This window comes from Beijerinckia indica subsp. indica ATCC 9039, assembly GCF_000019845.1.
Lineage (GTDB): Bacteria > Pseudomonadota > Alphaproteobacteria > Rhizobiales > Beijerinckiaceae > Beijerinckia > Beijerinckia indica.
Genome location: NC_010581.1, coordinates 3,955,063 through 3,972,502 on the forward strand (window position 1 = coordinate 3,955,063; position 17,440 = coordinate 3,972,502).

16 protein-coding genes and 1 tRNA gene are annotated in these 17,440 nt (G+C 59.2%); 2 read left to right on the forward strand and 15 right to left on the reverse strand.

What is annotated here, in order from left to right; all coding sequences use genetic code 11:
• Window positions 1–39 precede the first annotated feature (39 nt).
• From BIND_RS17680 to BIND_RS17695, 4 genes are all read right to left on the reverse strand, one after another.
• Window positions 40–1,050, reverse strand: coding sequence for a hypothetical protein (locus tag BIND_RS17680; RefSeq protein WP_012386384.1), 1,011 nt, complete (start codon window positions 1,048–1,050; stop codon window positions 40–42).
• A gap of 52 nt (window positions 1,051–1,102) precedes the next feature.
• Window positions 1,103–1,711, reverse strand: a complete 609-nt coding sequence (locus BIND_RS17685) for a TPM domain-containing protein (protein ID WP_012386385.1) — start codon at window positions 1,709–1,711, stop codon at window positions 1,103–1,105.
• Window positions 1,712–1,732: 21 nt separating this feature from the next.
• Window positions 1,733–2,605 carry a TPM domain-containing protein gene (locus tag BIND_RS17690; protein WP_012386386.1) on the reverse strand — a complete coding sequence of 291 codons (873 nt, stop codon included), beginning with the start codon at window positions 2,603–2,605 and terminating at the stop codon, window positions 1,733–1,735.
• Between the two features lie 170 nt (window positions 2,606–2,775).
• Complete coding sequence (locus BIND_RS17695; protein WP_012386387.1) at window positions 2,776–3,381, reverse strand: LemA family protein; 606 nt, start codon at window positions 3,379–3,381, stop codon at window positions 2,776–2,778.
• A gap of 468 nt (window positions 3,382–3,849) precedes the next feature.
• Here BIND_RS17695 and BIND_RS17700 point away from each other — a divergent pair, with 468 nt between their 5' ends.
• Together BIND_RS17700 and BIND_RS20305 are read left to right on the forward strand one after the other, a co-directional pair.
• A complete protein-coding gene (locus tag BIND_RS17700) occupies window positions 3,850–4,590 on the forward strand; it encodes a DUF1223 domain-containing protein (RefSeq protein WP_012386388.1) in 741 nt (246 codons plus the stop codon).
• A gap of 545 nt (window positions 4,591–5,135) precedes the next feature.
• Window positions 5,136–5,819: an invasion associated locus B family protein gene (locus tag BIND_RS20305; RefSeq protein ID WP_012386389.1), complete on the forward strand. Its 684-nt coding sequence runs from the start codon at window positions 5,136–5,138 to the stop codon at window positions 5,817–5,819.
• 36 nt (window positions 5,820–5,855) lie between these two features.
• Here the strand turns inward: BIND_RS20305 and BIND_RS17710 are convergent, their stop codons facing one another.
• The 11 genes from BIND_RS17710 to nadA all read right to left on the reverse strand — a co-directional run bounded on the left by BIND_RS17710 (window position 5,856) and on the right by nadA (window position 17,389).
• Window positions 5,856–6,746: an MIP/aquaporin family protein gene (locus BIND_RS17710; protein WP_012386390.1), complete on the reverse strand. Its 891-nt coding sequence runs from the start codon at window positions 6,744–6,746 to the stop codon at window positions 5,856–5,858.
• A 200-nt stretch (window positions 6,747–6,946) separates the two neighbouring features.
• Complete coding sequence (locus BIND_RS17715) at window positions 6,947–7,357, reverse strand: hypothetical protein (protein WP_012386391.1); 411 nt, start codon at window positions 7,355–7,357, stop codon at window positions 6,947–6,949.
• Between the two features lie 126 nt (window positions 7,358–7,483).
• Complete coding sequence (locus BIND_RS17720; protein ID WP_041779014.1) at window positions 7,484–8,722, reverse strand: beta-ketoacyl-[acyl-carrier-protein] synthase family protein; 1,239 nt, start codon at window positions 8,720–8,722, stop codon at window positions 7,484–7,486.
• A 14-nt stretch (window positions 8,723–8,736) separates the two neighbouring features.
• Window positions 8,737–9,015: an acyl carrier protein gene (locus tag BIND_RS17725; protein ID WP_012386393.1), complete on the reverse strand. Its 279-nt coding sequence runs from the start codon at window positions 9,013–9,015 to the stop codon at window positions 8,737–8,739.
• Window positions 9,016–9,489: 474 nt separating this feature from the next.
• Window positions 9,490–9,963: a 3-hydroxyacyl-ACP dehydratase FabZ gene (gene fabZ / locus BIND_RS17730; protein WP_012386394.1), complete on the reverse strand. Its 474-nt coding sequence runs from the start codon at window positions 9,961–9,963 to the stop codon at window positions 9,490–9,492.
• A 76-nt stretch (window positions 9,964–10,039) separates the two neighbouring features.
• Window positions 10,040–11,551, reverse strand: a complete 1,512-nt coding sequence (locus BIND_RS17735) for an MFS transporter (protein ID WP_012386395.1) — start codon at window positions 11,549–11,551, stop codon at window positions 10,040–10,042.
• Window positions 11,552–11,586: 35 nt separating this feature from the next.
• On the reverse strand, window positions 11,587–13,494 hold the full coding sequence (gene recQ / locus BIND_RS17740; RefSeq protein ID WP_012386396.1) for a DNA helicase RecQ: 1,908 nt from the start codon (window positions 13,492–13,494) through the stop codon (window positions 11,587–11,589).
• A gap of 180 nt (window positions 13,495–13,674) precedes the next feature.
• A tRNA-Ile gene (locus tag BIND_RS17745) sits at window positions 13,675–13,750 on the reverse strand.
• Window positions 13,751–13,856: 106 nt separating this feature from the next.
• Window positions 13,857–14,726: a carboxylating nicotinate-nucleotide diphosphorylase gene (nadC, locus tag BIND_RS17750; protein WP_012386397.1), complete on the reverse strand. Its 870-nt coding sequence runs from the start codon at window positions 14,724–14,726 to the stop codon at window positions 13,857–13,859.
• Window positions 14,727–14,741: 15 nt separating this feature from the next.
• Entirely contained in the window at window positions 14,742–16,310 is a 1,569-nt protein-coding gene (locus BIND_RS17755) for an L-aspartate oxidase (RefSeq protein ID WP_012386398.1), read from the reverse strand.
• A complete protein-coding gene (gene nadA, locus BIND_RS17760) occupies window positions 16,307–17,389 on the reverse strand; it encodes a quinolinate synthase NadA (RefSeq protein WP_244395916.1) in 1,083 nt (360 codons plus the stop codon). The genes BIND_RS17755 and nadA overlap by 4 nt, the downstream gene beginning before the upstream one ends.
• Window positions 17,390–17,440: the final 51 nt, after the last annotated feature.

The following is a 17,440-nucleotide window of genomic DNA, read 5'->3' on the forward strand; positions in this document are numbered from 1 at the left end:
CTTGGAACGAGAAAGATCAGATGCTCCGATCATTATTCATCAAAACCGCCAGGCGGTTTTGATGACAAGGCTTCCCGTCCATTGGGTGTAGTTGCGAGCGGCCAGATTCGAGATGTTTCGCACAAAGGATCCTTGCAGATCGAGGGCGGGACTTCCAAAAAACGCCGCTGTTTCCGGCGAGCCGAATACCCAGGCCGGAACGGTATATTCAAGCGTGCCGATGGGCTCCACTTCAAAATCGCGACGCGAGAACCCCATCGCATCGGCATCGAACCATCGTCCCAGCATCTGGACGGCCAGACTGGCATTCCATTCTTCCGAAATGACATAGGACGCCGAAGGGATGATGAAAAAAGCCGAGGATGCCGGCGCCGGAGTTCTAAACCTGCGCTGACCGAACATTGTCAATCCGAGAGACCAGACCGCCGATGCACTGGTGTTGCGGGTCGGCGTGATCCTTTGCATGTGTTCATCAAAATTGAATCTCTGATTGAACCCCACATTCAAATCATGACGGATCGCCAATCGATCCTCGAATGTCGGTAAAAAATCCGCTCTTGGCGCATAAACGAAATAAGGCGCGAAACCCTGATCATCATTCGGATTAATATATTGGAGCCGGACCGTACCGACAGCCTTATCGAGATCGGCTCCCCTCGATGACGCGAATCGGTCGGTTTCCATACGCGCATTCAAAGACAGACGCAGAGGCAGATCGAACACAGGCGTTGCCCAGGAGAGATTCTGGGTGGGGCTGAGTTCCAGCGTCGATGTTCCCCCGTGTCTCGCCAATTCAGCATTGGAATTAAACGCAAAGGGAGACAAGGAATTGAACGTGAAGCGGGGGGTCCGCAGCGGCCTCTCCAACTCCGGAGCGGTCGCGATCAAATTTTCAAGAGGGGAATTTCTCGACCCTGGCGTGGCCAAAAGGGCATCGATCCGCGCCGCTTGCGCATCATCCTGAGCACTCCTGTCGGCCGTTTGCGCGGCAAGGGGCAAGGGCAGGCCGATCAGCACGAGGATGAGGAGCACAGCCCAATAAGAATGCATATTAAACTCGGATCGGCTTTGTCCGGCTCGACAGGGTTATGTCCTTTCGACCCTAAATCACGAAAATCCGGTTCGGCAAGACGTCCTGTTGCACGTGTGGCGGAAAATGCACCGCCTGCACCGCTCCGCATTGCTCGATGGCTTCGACGAAACCATCCGCAAGCCGGTCGGACCGCGCCCCTGCCAGAACGGCATCCACCGCGCCTTGCCAGATTTTCTGATCGACCTTTGAGGCAATGCCATCATCGGCGACGATGCGAGCATAATGTTCGGCGAGCGACACGAAGATCAAAACCGCCGCCCGGTTCTCCGTGCGATGAAGGCCACGGATCATGAATTGCTCCATGGCGGCGCGATGCGCCTCGGTGCGCCGCACCCCACGCGGCACCAGGATAGCGCGCAAGGACGGTGCGCTGAGCAACAGAAAGGAAACGATGAAGAGAGCCAGTTGAATGAGGAGAATCCGCTGCACCGGAAATTGAGTGAAGGCCAGGAGCAGCCAGGGCGAAACCAGAGCAAGAACCACGGCCCAGGCGACAGGGTACAGCATGTAATCGGAAGACGACCGAGCCAGGACGCAGACGATTTCGCCGCTCGTCTTCCGTTCCGCCGCCTTGATGGCCGCGCTGATTCGGTCCTGATCCGCCTCGCTCAGTTCCATCTTTTTGTCCTTAAACCGTTCCTACCAGCTTCCCGAAGCGCCGCCGCCGCCTGAAGAGCCACCCCCACCGGAAAAGCCGCCACCACCGCCACCAAACCCTCCGCCGCCGCCGAAACCTCCGCCCCCAAAACCACCCCCGCCGCGCCCGGAGCTCATCAAAACGCCAAGCAGGAACGACGCGAGATTGCCCCCTCTCGCCGAGCGGGTGAGCAGGAAGAGAATGAAGATGAAGAAAAGAATGGCGAGCCAGGGCGTCGCTTCATCGACCGGCGTATCATTGCGGGCCGTTCGCAGATCGGGGCGTTTCTGCCATTCCGACGCATCGGTCGAAAGAATGGCGATTGTATCGTCGACACCACGCTCGATGCCGCCGCCGAAATCACCGGCCTTGAAACGCGGCGCCATGGCATTGGCGATGACGATCCGCGAGAGCGCGTCGGTTAAAGTGCCCTCGAGACCATAGCCCGGCTCGATCCGGACGCGTCGCTCGTTCGGCGCGACCAGCAGGAGAACACCATTGTTCTTGGTCTTTTCGCCGAGCTGCCAGTGGCGGAACAGGAGATTAGTATAATCCTCGATCTCCTGGCCCTGTAGAGATTTCACCGTCGCGACGACGAATTGAATGCCCGATTTGTCTTCCAGCGTCTGGAGCTTGGTCTCGATCGAGGCACGTGTCGCGGGGGGAATGATATTGGCGTCATCGACCACCCGCCCCGTGAGCGGCGGAAAATCGATGGCAAGCGCAAGGGCGATCAGGCCGAAAAAAACGAGCGCGGCCGCAACCAGCGCAATGGCGGTGCGCGCCGGTGGGCGGAACTCGGTCACGCGCCGGTGGCGGAAGGTTTCGAGACAGACCGCGTTTCGCATGGGCTCCAACCCGAGCAACGGAGCCAAAGGCGGTTTCCGCCTTCAAGACAATCCGATGCTCCCGATTCTGCTACCATGGGGCTCTAGAGCATCAGACCCAAAAGTGGCTCCCACTTTTGGGAGTAATCTGATGCGTTTTCAAGAAGATAGAGCATCAGAGATGGTTCAATTTGAAAGTCCGATGCTCTAAAGGATGATCACTTATTGAAATTGACTTGTGGCGGGGTCTGCGCCGTCTCGGATGCTGCGAATTCGGCCATCGGCTTGGTGCCCATGAAGACGGTTTTAGCCCAGAGCACGGTCGGGAAGGTCCGCAATTCCGTATTGAAGGTCCGCACGGCGTCAATATAGTCGCGGCGCGCCACGGCGATGCGATTTTCCGTGCCCTCAAGCTGCGATTGCAGCGCCAGGAAATTCTGATTGGACTTCAGATCGGGATAATTTTCGGTCACCGCCAGGAGGCGTCCGAGCGCGCCCGACAATTGATTCTGTGCATCCTGGAATTGCTTGAGCTTGTCCGGATCGGTCAATTGCGAGGCATCGATCTTCACGGATGTCGCCTTGGCTCGCGCCTCGACGACCGCGGTCAGGACCTCTTTTTCCTGATTCGCATAGCCTTGGACGGTGGCGACCAGATTGGGAATGAGATCGGCGCGGCGCTGATATTGATTCTGCACATCCGACCAGCGCGCCTTGGCCTGCTCCTCCAGGGTGGGAATCGTGTTGTAACCGCAGGCGGAAACGGTCAATCCAAGTAGAACGGCAGCCAGCAGGGAACGCAAACGAAGGCTCGTCGAAACCATGGGGTACCCCTCCAAGACACTTAAGTTTTAAGCTGTCCAGGCCACGAAGGAAAGCCCTTCCAGGACCACCGCTTAGCACAGAGTCTGAAAAGCTTTTAGACAAGTCCGCCCTCACCACGAATTGACTGGCCCATTGGAGGTTCTGGACTAATCTTTCGCGGTGGAATAGCCGAAAGGCGCCATGTTCGCTCCATAGGTTCGCTCTACGCGTTCACTTGGCTACGGGCTCACTTGGCAAGTTCACTTGTGGCAAGTTCACTTGGCAAGGCAAAGTTTGCTCAACAAGCACGCGTAAGGCTGATTTGAATTTGTGGATCTATCCGCTCGCGGCGTGAGCAGTCTCAGCCGGTGCGTTGCGACCATGGTCCTCCACGACGCTCCCCGCTTGAGCCGGGAACCGCCGTGAGGAAAAAAATCATAAAGCCACGATACGCAGAGGAAATGTAACTAGAACGGGCTCGCCTGCTTATGTCCCATCTCCCACGCCTGATGCTCGCTTGCGGCTTGACCATGCTCATGAGTCTGGCGGCCTTCAACGCGGTCTCCCAGCCGTCGGACGCTCCGCGCAATGTGGTGGAACTGTTCACGAGCCAGGGCTGCGCCTCCTGCCTGCCGGCCGATAAACTGCTCACGTCCCTGGCGGGGCGTCCCGATCTCGTCGTTTTAACCCTGCCGATCGACTATTGGGACTATAATGGCTGGAAGGATACGTTTGCCTCGCCAGCGTTCACTGCCCGCCAGAAAGCCTATGCCGAGGTGCGCGGTGACGGCCAGATTTACACGCCGCAAGCCGTGCTCAACGGATTGATCGCCGTCGTCGGCAGCAATGCCGAGGAGATCGAGACGATCCTCACCCGCTTTAGCGAGCGAAGCTTTGCGGAAACCGCAAAAATCCGCTTAAGCGAAACCGCCTCGAGCTTGCATATTGATATTACAGCGGGCAAGGGCGCGCCGGCCTCGATCTATCTTTTCCGGGTCGAACCCACGAGTACCGTGCAAATCCGCCGCGGAGAAAATGCCGGACGCAGCCTCACTTACACAAATGTCGTGAAAGCCATGGACAAACTTGGCGACTGGACCGGCGCTGAAGCGACTTTTGAAATTCCCAAGCCGACGGATACGCAAGCGGGCTATGTCGTGCTGTTGCAGCGCGGCGATCTTGAGCGTCCGGGCGAGATCCTCGCCGCCGCCAAAACCTCCGGTCTTTGAGCCTTCCTTTTTATCCTCATGTACCGGTGCAAGACTCTCGTGCGCTCCACGATGGTCGTCGTGAATCATCTGAACGTGCCCGCGCACTCCGGGATAATGCCATCAGACCCGGAAGCAGATCCCGCTTATGGGATTCACTCATGCATCGTTCGGCACGCGTCGTCATCGCCGCCTGAGACCGTCGTCGGGCCTCCACGGCACGATCCCCGCTAGAGCCCGATGTTCTCGTGCACCCATGGTGGATCCGACGTTCGATTAATGTTTTATTGAGATGATTTTAACGAAAATAGATTTCATACCGGAAGTAACCCAACTTTCGACTCAAGCACCCCCTGGTTCCAGTCGCGAATTTTCGTTTTCTTCGGGAGTTCAAAAATTCGAAAGCGTCCCAATGGTCATTCTTCCTGACCTTGGGCCTGATAAAGAGACCCTTGACGAAACCTGTCGCCCTTGAAAGCTAGGATGATCTGGATCGGGCTCTTTACAAGATCCCGTCGTATTTTCAGATCAGAGATCAATACCAGGCCTTGGAGTTCCCTCACCCCATGAATCCTTTCTCTTCCCCGTCCCGGCGCCTGGACCGCAACAGCCTGCTTCTCTGCTTCGCTTTACTGCCCCTCTTGCCTCTCCCGGTCCTCGGCGCTGTGCCATCGGGCACGCCCTCCGCCACTGCGCACAAGGATATGAGCGCGAGCCATGGCGCGCTCCAGCACGAGGCCCGGGCCGTGAGCGCAAAACATGCCGAGAAGACCAAGACGGAAGACACCAAGAGCAGCGATCCGAAAAAGAGCGGCAAACCCATGCTTGTCGCGAGTTTTGGCGAGTGGGGCGCCTATCTCGCTCAGGGGAAGGACAAGACCTGCTATGCCTTGGCGATGCCCAAGGAACGCCAGCCGGGAGGGCTGAAACGCGATCCGGCCTATATTTTCATCTCGCAGCGGCCGGCGGAAAATGTCCGCAATGAAATCTCCATCATCATGGGCTTCCCGATGAAGGACGGCAGCAGTGCCAAGGCCGAAATCGGCAATGCACGTTTCGATCTCGTCGTCAAAGGCACCAATGCCTGGGTGAAAAATCCGGCCGAGGAAACGCCTTTCATCGAGGCGCTGAAAAGGGGCTCGAAGCTCGTAATCAGCGCGCCATCGATCAAAGGCCATGTGACGACGGATATTTATTCACTCGGCGGCCTCAGCCAAGCGCTGGAACGCGTCCAGAAAGACTGTTCCTAAAGACGCTGGAATTTTGAGTGTTCCCTTTCGGCGGAGTCAGGGGCTCTTGGCCTCGGGATTGGTCAGATCCGGCACGCGGCCTTTGTGGCCGAAATTGATAAGCCGCGCCTCGGCAAGATGAATCTTGCCGAACAGATCGGTCTTGATGCAATAAACGGCCAGGGCCGAACCGGCGAAGGGGCCGAGGATATAAATCCAGAAGCCGCTCCATTCCGCTGAAAACACGGCGGGCGCGAAACTCCTTGCCAGATTGACACTATTGCCGGACAGCCAGGCGGTCAGCGGGTTCATCACCAGAAAGAAAAGGCCACCCGCCCAGGGCGTCAGCCAGCGCATTTCCTGATGCGAGGCGAGCCAGTAGAGCATGCCGATCAAAAGCGCCGTCACACCGGTTTCGGAGAGCAGCGGAATAAAGGCGCTGACCTGAGGATTGGGAATGGTCGCCGCGTAATGGGCGGCATAAGCCCATTGCCCCCATGGCTCGACGGCGTCGCCGAACAGGGACACCAGCAAGGTCCCCTCAATCGCACCGATGATCTGGGCGGAGAAATAGCCGAATGCATCGAGCCAGACGATCCTGCCAGCGAGCAGAAAGGCCAGGGTGACGGACGGATTGAGATGGGCGCCACTGACCTTGCCGAAGGGCGTATAGGCTGCAATCGACCCCGAAAGGCCGAAACACAGGCCGCATAGCGCGATTTGCACAGTAGAATGAGCCCCAAGCAGCTCAGCAACAGGACTGCCGGGCGCGGTCAGGAGCGTGACGGAGATAATGCCGCAGATCATCAAGATCGCCGTTGCCAGGCTCTCGCAGATGTAGAGCTTCCAGTGGAATGGCACGGAAGGATCAGGCTTGCCCGCAAGTGGCCGATCCCGAAAATGCAAAGGAAGATGAAAATGCGGGAGATGCAGATGAGGCGCGCGCAATTCTAATTCCCCAAAGCATGGGAACTCAAATGGACGCCACCTCCCGGCCGAATTTTACGGGTCGAGTTTTTTCAAAGATTGAAACCATGATGCCATGATTCAGATGAACGCATCATGTTCAAAAAAGCTTATCGGCTCATCGTTGAGATCATGGGTCACAATCGTTCGGTGTGCCCGGCAATCGCATCAAACGGTCCGTATCAGGCTTGCAAATCCTGTCGTGAGACAAGGCGCAGCACGGTTTCCAACGTGCCACAGGGATCGCCTTCCCGCGTCGCGATGGAGGCCCGCAAGGTCAGGCGATCAGGCGCATTCTCGCGCCGCAGATCGAGCGTCAGACGATAGTCCCGATCCATTTGCCAATCGCGGATCCGTTCAAAGGTCTGCCCCTCGTGCACCGGCAGGATCGCCGTTTCGGATCCGAGCAGCCGGTTGATGGCGGCTCGTGGGATCGGCCCCGTCAGCCAGCGGAACGGAAAAGTGAAGGGCACCGTTTCGACGGCTCCCCGCCAGCCGGTCGCGCGAGCGAAAGCCTCGACCTCGGAGCGATCGGTCCGCACCGTGAAAGGATCAAGGCGCACGAAATCCCGGTTTTCAGGTGATGCGCTCAACAGCTAAACCGCTCCCAGACCGCCCTAAGCAAACTTTCCAAAGTTTGCTTATACTTAAAATTCTTGGCAGCATTGATTTTGCTTAAAAAAGCAAAATCAATCGTGGCTTTGGCCACGCAAGGCTGCTTAGACCTGCCGCACCACAAGCGTCGCATTGATGCCGCCAAAGGCGAAGGAATTGGAGAGAGCGACACGGATCGGCATTGCGCGCGCCTTGTTGGGGATTGCATCGACCGGGCATTTCGCATCGGCCTCGCTGAAATTGATCGTCGGCGGCGCGATATTCTCCCGCACGGCATTGATCGTTACCACCAATTCAAGGGCACCACCCGCGCCGAGCCCATGGCCATGGATCGGCTTGCTGGAAGAAATCGGCGGTTTCCGATCACCGAACACGATGCCGACAGCTTCCGATTCATTGGTATCGTTGATGACCGTGCCGGTGCCATGCGCATTGATGTAATCGATATCATCCGGTGCAAGGCCCGCATCCAGCAAGGCATTGGTCATCGAGGTAGCGCAGCCTTGCGGATCTGGACGGACGTGATCCTTGGCATCGGTCGACGTGCCATAGCCGGCAAGTTCCGCCAGGGGCTGGGCACCACGGGCGAGAGCAACCTCCTCGGCCTCAAGAATGAAAACCCCCGCACCGGCGCCGAGCACCATGCCGTTGCGCCCTTTCGAGAAAGGCCGGCAGAAATCGGGCGTCAGCACACGCAAGGCTTCCCAGGCGAGCATGGAACTATTGGTGAGGCAATCCTCCGTGCCACCGACAATGGCGCGATCGACCAGACCGGCACGGATCATATGCGCGCCGATCCCAATCGCCTGGGTGGCTGAGGAACAAGCGCTCGCGACCGCGAAACTCGGACCCATTACGCCGTAGCGAATGCTGATATGCGAGGGGCAGGAGCTCGGAATAAGTTTGGGAACAGTCAGGGGATAGGGACGACCCTGTTCGATCAGAGCGAGATGGAGGCCATTCTCGATCGTATGCATGCCGCCAACGCCCGTGCCGATAATGGCCGCCGCCCTTGATCCGAGCCGCTCTGAGCGTGAAAGGCCCGCCTGCGCCATGGCCTCGTCGGCCGCCACCAGGAGATATTGTGTGACGGGGTCACACATCGGCAGGACATTGGAATCGAGATGATCTTCCGGCACGAAATCATGCACTTGCGCGGTCCGCCGAATACGGCCGCGATAGGGGCGGACGAATTGGGTTTCGGCGATGCAGGAGCGCCCATCGCGAGCCGCTTGCCACAAAGCCTGAGCACCGACACCAGCAGCCGAGACCGCTCCCATACCGGTGATGACCACGCGCCTCTGGCCCTTATTTCCCGCGCCGTTCAGTCCCGAATCAAACATTCCGCCCCGATCATTCATTCTGTTTTGGTCTTTTCCTTGATGATATAGGCGGCAATCGCGTCAATGAGACTTTTGACGTCAGTGGCTTCGTGGAAAGGCGCGTCCATGGGAATATAGACGTCGAATTTTTCCTCGATCGCGGTGAGAATCATGACGATATCAATCGATTTCAGATCCAGGCTTTCGATCGTGGCATCGAGCGTGACCTTCTCACGATCGACCATTCCCTCACTGACGATCACCTCGAGAATCTGATTGACGAGTTCGGTTTGATCGAGAACGTTCGGCTCCACCGACAACTCCCCCTACGCAAGCTATTATTACCCGTCCTGGCCGACTGATCATCCTGTATAAAACAGCATCAGACAAGGCTGGACCAAAATGGATGGAACGGCCAGAGCCGATCACAGGCTGGCTAGAGCTGCGGACAATCGAATGGAATCGTGTCCAAGGCTCCAGATCTTCGAAAGTGGTACCATTTTCTGGTTTGGCGCTTTCAGCAAACTTGGGCCAGTTTGTTTGTCGTTATATAATGGACAGCATTGATTTTGCTCATGAAAAGCGAAATCAATCGTGGCTTTGGCCAGGCACGGCCGCTGAGGCGGGCAAATCAAAAGGTTTCCAGGCTCCTCGATTATCGTTTTTGTCTGCCCGGGCCAAGGCAAAAATCCTAAGCTGTTTTCCTATACCAAGGAAGCAAGCGCGGGAATCGGATTTGCCTCCCGCTTCTTCACAAAGAACAATCATTTATAACAAAGCGACCCGCCTCACGCTGATTTCTGCGGCGCCAGCATGGCGGCGATTTCCGCCTCGCAGACCAGAGTCCCATCGACGAAGGCCTGCCCCTTGTACCACCACATATCCTTGCGGCGATTGGTCTTTTTCATGTGGAACTCGACCCGGTCACCGGGCGTGACGGGCTTACGGAATTTCGCCTTGTCGATCGTCATGAAATAGACGAGCGGCGGCTTCACGCCGCCCGCATGGGCATTGACGCAGAGCGCGCCCGCCGTCTGCGCCATGCCCTCGATCAAGAGGACGCCGGGCATGACCGGCCGCTCCGGGAAATGGCCCTGGAATTGCGGTTCGTTGACGCTGACATTCTTGATGCCGATGCCGGATTCGTCGCCACGCGCCTCGATGATCCGATCGACCATCAAAAACGGATAGCGATGCGGGAGCGATTGCAACAAACGCAAAATATCGAATGTTTCGAGAATCGCCGTCTCCGCTTGCGTCATGCATCTTGCTCCCTTTTGCGCGGATCAGGCTCTACAATATGAGCGATGGCATGAGAAGCCCCATCAGCGGCGGGCTTTAGGAAGAAGCAGGGTGGTCGGATGACCGCGATCCGGTCAGCGGCCGCTCCTCCATGCGCAAATAGGCGCAAAAAGCGATCGCCATAAGACCAGCGGCGGCAATGAAGACGTAGGTGTAAGAGGAACCAAGCAGCCTTTGTTCGTCAGGGCTCAAACCCTCGGCCGAAACACTCTCCACGCCTCGCCCCGAGCCAAGAATCATGGCGCCGAAAATCGCGACGATGATTGCAGCGACGAGCTGACGACAGAGATTCATCACTGCCGTCGCGGTGCCGAGCTGATGCGGGGGCGTCGCATTCTGGACCGAAACCGTCGAAATGGTCAAAACGAGGCCGAGCCCCATGCTGACCAGACCCAGAATGATGGAGAGCCAGGGCAAGGGCAGGGTCATCGACTCGGCAGCGAGCAGACAGGTGGCGCTAAAGGCAATAGCAAGCCCCGCGAGCGGCACGCGCTTATAATGGATCACCCTGATCATGAGCCGGCCAGATAGGGTCGAGCCAATGACCGTGCCGGCCATGAGCGGCAGAAGAGCAAGGCCCGACTGGCTCGCGCTCAAATGGCGATAGGCCTCGAAATAGAGCGGCATATAGATCGACAGGGAGATGAAGACGCCGATGCTAAGCGAGGCCCCGAGCGTGGCGCGGGCAACGACATTATCATGCAGCAGGGCAATCGGGATCAGGGGCTCGGCGGTCCTGTGCAGCCAAAAGATGAGGCTTGTCCAACTCACAAGGCTCAGCACGATAAGCATCGCCACAAAGGGCGACGTCCACCCCTGCGCCGCGCCGGTACTCAAGGCGAGCAAAAGACTCGTCGTCGCGGTGAGGAGCAAGACGGCGCCGACGAGATCGAGCTTGTGAGGATGCTCGCGCCGCGGCAGCTTGCGCAAATATTTGCCGCACATGAACAAAGCGGCGAGGCTGAAGGGGATATTGATCCAGAAAATCAGCGACCAATGGCCATGCTGCGCCAGAAAACCGCCAAGCACCGGGCCGCCAAGGCTCGAAGCCATGAAAACCGAGGCGATATGGATCTGATAGGTCGCGCGCTCGCGCGGGGTGACGAGGTCGGCAATGATGGTTTGCGCCAGCGAGATCAGACCGCCGCCCCCCAGACCCTGGAGGCCGCGCGCCAGGATCAAAAGGGTCATGGACCGCGCAAGGCCACAGGCGATGGACCCCAAGAGAAACAGGCCGAGCGAGGTGAGCAGGATAATGCGGCGGCCGTAAATATCGGCCAGCTTACCGCCAAGCGGCGTGGCGGCGGTCGCCGCCAGAAGATAAGCGGTCACGACCCAAGGCAGATGTTCGACATCGCCAAGATCACGGCCGATCGTCGGCATGGCCGTCGCGACAATGGTCTGGTCCATCGAGCTCAGCAACATGGCGAGCATGAGGCCTGAGAAAATCCAGAGAATTTCCGAGCGCGTCAGCGGCGCTGACGCGGCGGCCGGAACCGTGGAGGGTCCGGAGGGCGATTGGGGAAAGCCGGAGGGAGACTCGGACACGCGAGACCTTGGTTGGATCTTCGAGTTTGCACTATTCAGGCTTGTTCGTGACGGGCGACGACAGCAAGCATGGCCTCGCCGTAACGGGCTGCCTTGGCCGGACCAATACCATGAATTTCCAGCAATTGGGCCTCATCGCGCGGCGCCCGCCGAGCGATTTCGACCAATACGGCATCATGAAAAATAACATAAGGCGGCTGTTTCTGCGCCTTAGCGAGAGACAAGCGCTCCGCTTTCAGCGCGACGAACAGCCTCGTTTCATGAATCGTCAGATCGGCCGAAGAAATTTGCGGCGGCTCTCGGGTAAATGCTTTTTGGGCGAGATCACGATCGGCATAATCTGCCTCCGCGCCGCTTTCGATCTCGCGCAGGCTTTTGCGAATATCGGCGCTGCGCCCGGTGGGCAAGGCCATTTCCCCGCGCAAAGTCAGTTCCGCCTCCCCCCGCAAGACCGCTCGCCCGCCTTGCGTCAAACACCAGCGGTCGCGATCCTCCTCATCCTGTTCGATCAGGTTCAGGGCATGCAATTGGTGGAAAATGCTGCGCCATTCCGAGAGCGTGAATTCGCGCCCGACGCCGAAAGTCGGCAAAAGATCGTGGCTATGGCGTTTGATCGCCTCGGTCGCATGGCCAATCAGCAGATGGGCGAGATGACCGGAAAAGAAACGGCCCGATGTCCGTAGAATCGCCGACATGACTTTTTGCGCCGCGACAACGCCATCGAACAAGGGCCAGCGGCCCTCACAAATATCACAATTGCCGCAAGGTTCAGACTGTTCGCCAAAGGCCGCGAGCAAAGTCTGGCGGCGGCAACGCGGCGTCTCACAAAGCGCGATCAGCTCCTGTAATTTGCGCCGGTCGAGCCTTTTGCGTTCGGGCGCGGCGTCGTTGTCCTCGATCTGGCGCTCACGCAGACGGATATCGGCCTCACCGAACAAAGTCAGCGTGTCGGCAGGCAGGCCATCGCGGCCGGCGCGGCCGATTTCCTGATAATAGGCCTCGATACTGCCCGGCAGATCGGCATGGCAGACAAAGCGCACATCCGGCTTGTCGATCCCCATGCCGAAAGCGATGGTCGCCACAATGACCACATTCTCATGGCGCACGAACATATCCTGATGCGCCGCCCGGATTTCGGGCGCCAGGCCCGCATGATAGGGCAGCGCAAATATGCCTTGCGCGCTCAAGATCTCGGTCAGTTTCTCGACGCCCTTGCGCGAGGCGCAATAGATAATGCCGCTCTCTCCCTTGTGGCGGGCGATCATCGCCAGGATCTGTTGCACAGGCTTATGCTTGCGCTGCATGGCGAGCCGCAAATTGGGCCGGTCGAAAGAGCGGATGAACTGCCGGGGTTCGGCGGGAAACAGCCGCTCCATGATTTCAGCGCGCGTCGGCCCATCGGCGGTCGCGGTGACGGCGACAATCTGCGGCCGGCCGAGCGCCACGAGGCTTTCGCCCAAGGCACGATATTCCGGCCGGAAATCATGCCCCCATTGCGAAACGCAATGGGCCTCATCGATGGCGAGCAGATCGGCGCCTGCGCGCCGCAGCATGGATAAAGTATCGGCGCGGACGAAACGCTCCGGCGCGACATAGACAAGGCGATAACGACCCTTAAGCAGGGCCGCCTCGATCATGGCATTGTCCTGGCCGCTATTGGTCGAATTCAAAGCCGCCGCCGGAACGCCGCGCTGCTTCAACTGCTCGACCTGATCGCGCATGAGAGCGATCAGCGGCGAAACCACGACCGTCAAACCCGGCCGCAGCAGAGCCGGCAATTGGTAGCAGAGCGATTTGCCAGCTCCCGTCGGCATGATGGCGAGAATATCGTCGCCATCGAGCACGGCTTGCAGGATCTCAGCCTGCCCCGGACGAAAATCAGCAAACCCAAAAACCTCTTGCAAGACGCGCCGGGCTTCATCGAGATCGGGCTTTGTCTGCAAGGGGGCCTCGTCCGTTTTTTTGTTCGGAGAGGGCCGGCGTTGGTCTGATGATCGCTAAAAACCCAGGGCCACGCTCCGATTCGAATCGCTTTACCCCGGTTTCGCCGGCAAGGGAACTGCTGAGATTTGTTGTTTTAAGAGCAGGCGAGGAGGCCACCCGCAACAGGCTTATTTAAAAACTGGTGGGCCGGGCAGGACTCGAACCTGCAACCAGACCGTTATGAGCGGCCGGCTCTAACCATTGAGCTACCGGCCCGAAGGCGCAAAGCCCCGGGAACGCCTGATTCCAAACAGGCTGCACTTTGGAGTTTACGATCTAGACCAGCCGTTCGGCAAGGCGCAAGCGCGGCTTGGCTTCCGTATCACGGGCAAAAATCGAGGCCAATATCCAGAACAGCGGCGCTATGCGTCACCCAACCGACCGAAATCAGATCAACGCCACTCTCGGCAATGGCCGTCGCCGTCTCCGGCGTCACTCGGCCCGAGGCTTCGGTAATGGCGCGGCCCGCGACCATGACCACGGCCTGGGAAAGAAGCTCGGGGGTCATATTATCGAGTAGGACGGCATCGACGCCTTCGGCGAGCGCCTCTTCCAATTGGGCGAGCGTGTCCACTTCCAGCTCGATTTTCACGAGATGGCCGGCTCCCTGTTTCGCCCGCCGCAGGGCTTCCGTGATGCCGCCCGCCAAAGCCACGTGATTATCCTTGATCAGCATGGCATCGTCGAGGCCGAAGCGATGGTTGCCGCCGCCGCCATGGCGCACCGCCAGCTTTTCCAGGCTGCGCAGGCCCGGCGTCGTCTTGCGCGTGCAGACGATTTGCGCGCGTGTATAGGCAACAGCGGCCACCAAAGTGGCGGTCGCGCTCGCGACCCCGCTCAAATGGCCGAGGAAATTCAGCGCCACACGCTCCGCGGTCAGGATACTGCGTGCCGGCCCAGCAATATGGGCGATGACGTCGCCCGGCTTGATCCGCGTTCCATCGGGGTGATGAACCGTGACGGCAATGGCGGGATCGATCAGTTCGAACGCGAGCTTGGCGGCGGATAGTCCACTGACAATGCCTGGCTGGCGGGCGTTGAGCGCCATGCGCGCCTGCTGATGCGCGGGGACGATGGCATCGCTCGTAATATCGCCCGCCCGGCCGAGATCTTCGAGGAGCGCGGCACGCACCAGGGGCTCAACCAGGAGACGAGGTAATTGCGGGGAGATAGGAGCGGGCGCGCTCGTCATGGATTGGTCCTGGGATTAAACGACGGGTTCCGGCAAATTTTCACGCGCTTGCGCCAAAGCATCCTCAAGACACAGGCTCGTGCGCCTGGCTTCGGAGGCGTGGTTGGGGAAATCCGTGCGCATATGTGCACCGCGGCTTTCCTCTCGCCGAAGTGCTGCAACGGCGATCATCAGGCCGACTGTCGCCGCATCACTGGCGGGTGTTTCGCCGGTCGCGAGCGGATAAAGATCCGCTATGGCTTCGCGCAGGCCTTGAGCGTCCCGCAACACGCCGATTCCGCGCGAAACAATCGGCCGCACCAATGCAGGATCGCTCGGCCCCGGTGCCGGCACGGCATTGGCCTGCCGCTCGGCTCGCGCCCGGAGCAGTGACTTGCCCTTGATCTTGCCGCCCGCAATATCTTCGGCAACGCGGCGGCCGCAGACAGCGGCTTCGAGGAGCGAATTGCTGGCCAGCCGATTGGCGCCGTGGAGGCCCGTGCAGGCGGCCTCGCCGCAAGCCCAAAGGCCGTCGATCGAGGAGCGGCCTGAACCATCCACCTTGATGCCGCCCATATGATAATGCGCCGCCGGACGGATCGGGATCGGCTGGCGCACGGGATCGATGCCCGCGGCCTTGCACAAGGCGGTGACGGCCGGGAAACGCTTTGGAAAATCCACGCCCGGTTTTTCACGCGCATCGAGAAAGACTTTATGTCCCGCCTGCATCTGTTTCCAGACGGCGCGCGCCACGACATCGCGCGGGGCGAGTTCCCCCCCCGGCACGCCACTCATGAAACGATGCCCTTGCTCATCGACAAGGATGGCGCCTTCGCCGCGCACCGCCTCGCTGATCAGTTTCAGCGGAAATGAATCGCTATCGAGCGCGGTCGGATGGAACTGAACGAATTCAAGATCGCCCATGATCGCACCAGCCCGCGCAGCGAGCGCCAGCCCCTGGCCAAAAGAACCGGCGGGATTGGTCCCATATTCATAAAGGGCACCGATGCCGCCTGTTGCAATGATCACTTTATCGGTCGGAAACACCACCGGACCGCAATGCGTATTGGCGAGGACGCCAACCACGCCCCCATCCTCGACGAGGATCCGGCGCGCTGCTACCCGTTCGATCAAAGTGACCGAAGGCGTTGCCTGAATGCGGGCCATCAAGGTTTTGACGATCGCGTGCCCCGTCGAATCACCGCCCGCATGAACGATGCGCCTCCGGCTATGAGCAGCCTCAAGGCCGAGCGCAAGTTCGCCCTTGGCATCGCGGTCGAAAGGCACGCCGAGGCGCACCAATTCCTCGATCATGGCGGGCCCGGCGGCAAGGATGGCGCGCGCCGCCGCCGCATCGCAAAGACCATCGCCCGCCGCCAAAGTATCGGCGAGATGGAGATCGACGCTATCATCGGCGTCAAGGCTCACGGCAACGCCGCCCTGCGCGAGCACGCTCGACGCTTCATGGCCAAGCGGCGATTTGGCCAGAAGGACGACGGGCCGCGGCGCCAGTGTCAGCGCCGTCATCAGCCCCGCAATGCCGCCGCCGATGATGATCGGTGCGCCCCCGACATCGTGAAATTCGGTCATCCGGGACTGGGTCATTTCACGGCCAGCATGCGCTCGACGGCAAGACGCGCCCGCCCGGCCACTTCCGGGTCGATCGTCACTTCATGCGTCATCGTCTCCAGCGCATGGCGGATGTTGCCCAAGGTGATTTTCTTCATATGCGGGCAGAGATTGCAGGGACGAATGAATTCGAGATCCGGGTGATGGACCGCGACATTATCGCTCATCGAACATTCCGTCAGGAGCACGACGCGCTGCGGCTTCTCGCGTGCGACATAGGCCGACATCATCGCGGTCGAACCGGAAAAATCGGCTTCCTTCACGACCTCGGGCGGGCATTCGGGATGAGCAAGCACCGTCACACCAGGATAATCCTCGCGCAATTGCCGGATATCCTCGGGCTCGAAGCGCTCATGCACCTCGCAATGGCCTTTCCAGGTGATGATCTCGACGCCCGTCTCGGCGGCAATATTCTGCGCCAGATATTCGTCCGGGATCATGATGACGCGCGGCACGCCCAAAGATTCCACCACAGCCTTGGCATTGCCGGAGGTGCAGCAAATGTCCGATTCGGCCTTCACGGCGGCCGAGGTGTTCACATAAGTGACAATCGGCACGCCGGGATAGCGGCGGCGCAAGGCGCGCACATCTTCGGGCGTGATTGATTCGGCCAAGGAGCAGCCGGCGCCGAGATCGGGAATAAGGACGGTTTTCTCCGGATTGAGAAGTTTCGCCGTCTCAGCCATGAAATGCACGCCGGCCAGCACAATGACATCAGCCTCGACGTTCATCGCCTCGCGCGCCAAGGCGAGACTGTCTCCGACGAGATCAGAGACGCAATGGTAAATATCCGGCGTCTGGTAATTATGCGCGAGCACGACGGCATTGCGCCGTTCCTTCAACGTCATAATGGCGTCAATCTCTTGCGCGTAAACAGGCCATTCGAACGCGGGAATCGTATGGCGGAGCTTCGCATAGAGATCACGCGCCGGAAGATCACGGGCCTCGGGCGATTCGAGACCATGTAACAGCAGTTCCGGCACGGCGGCGTCCTGCCGCTCCATAGAAATCGTCACATCCAGGGCCGCATCGAGCGTCTCTGGGGCCATATCCATCCTCAAGCCCATCCTTATACTCCCTTTGAGTATTATAGGACCATATGCTGG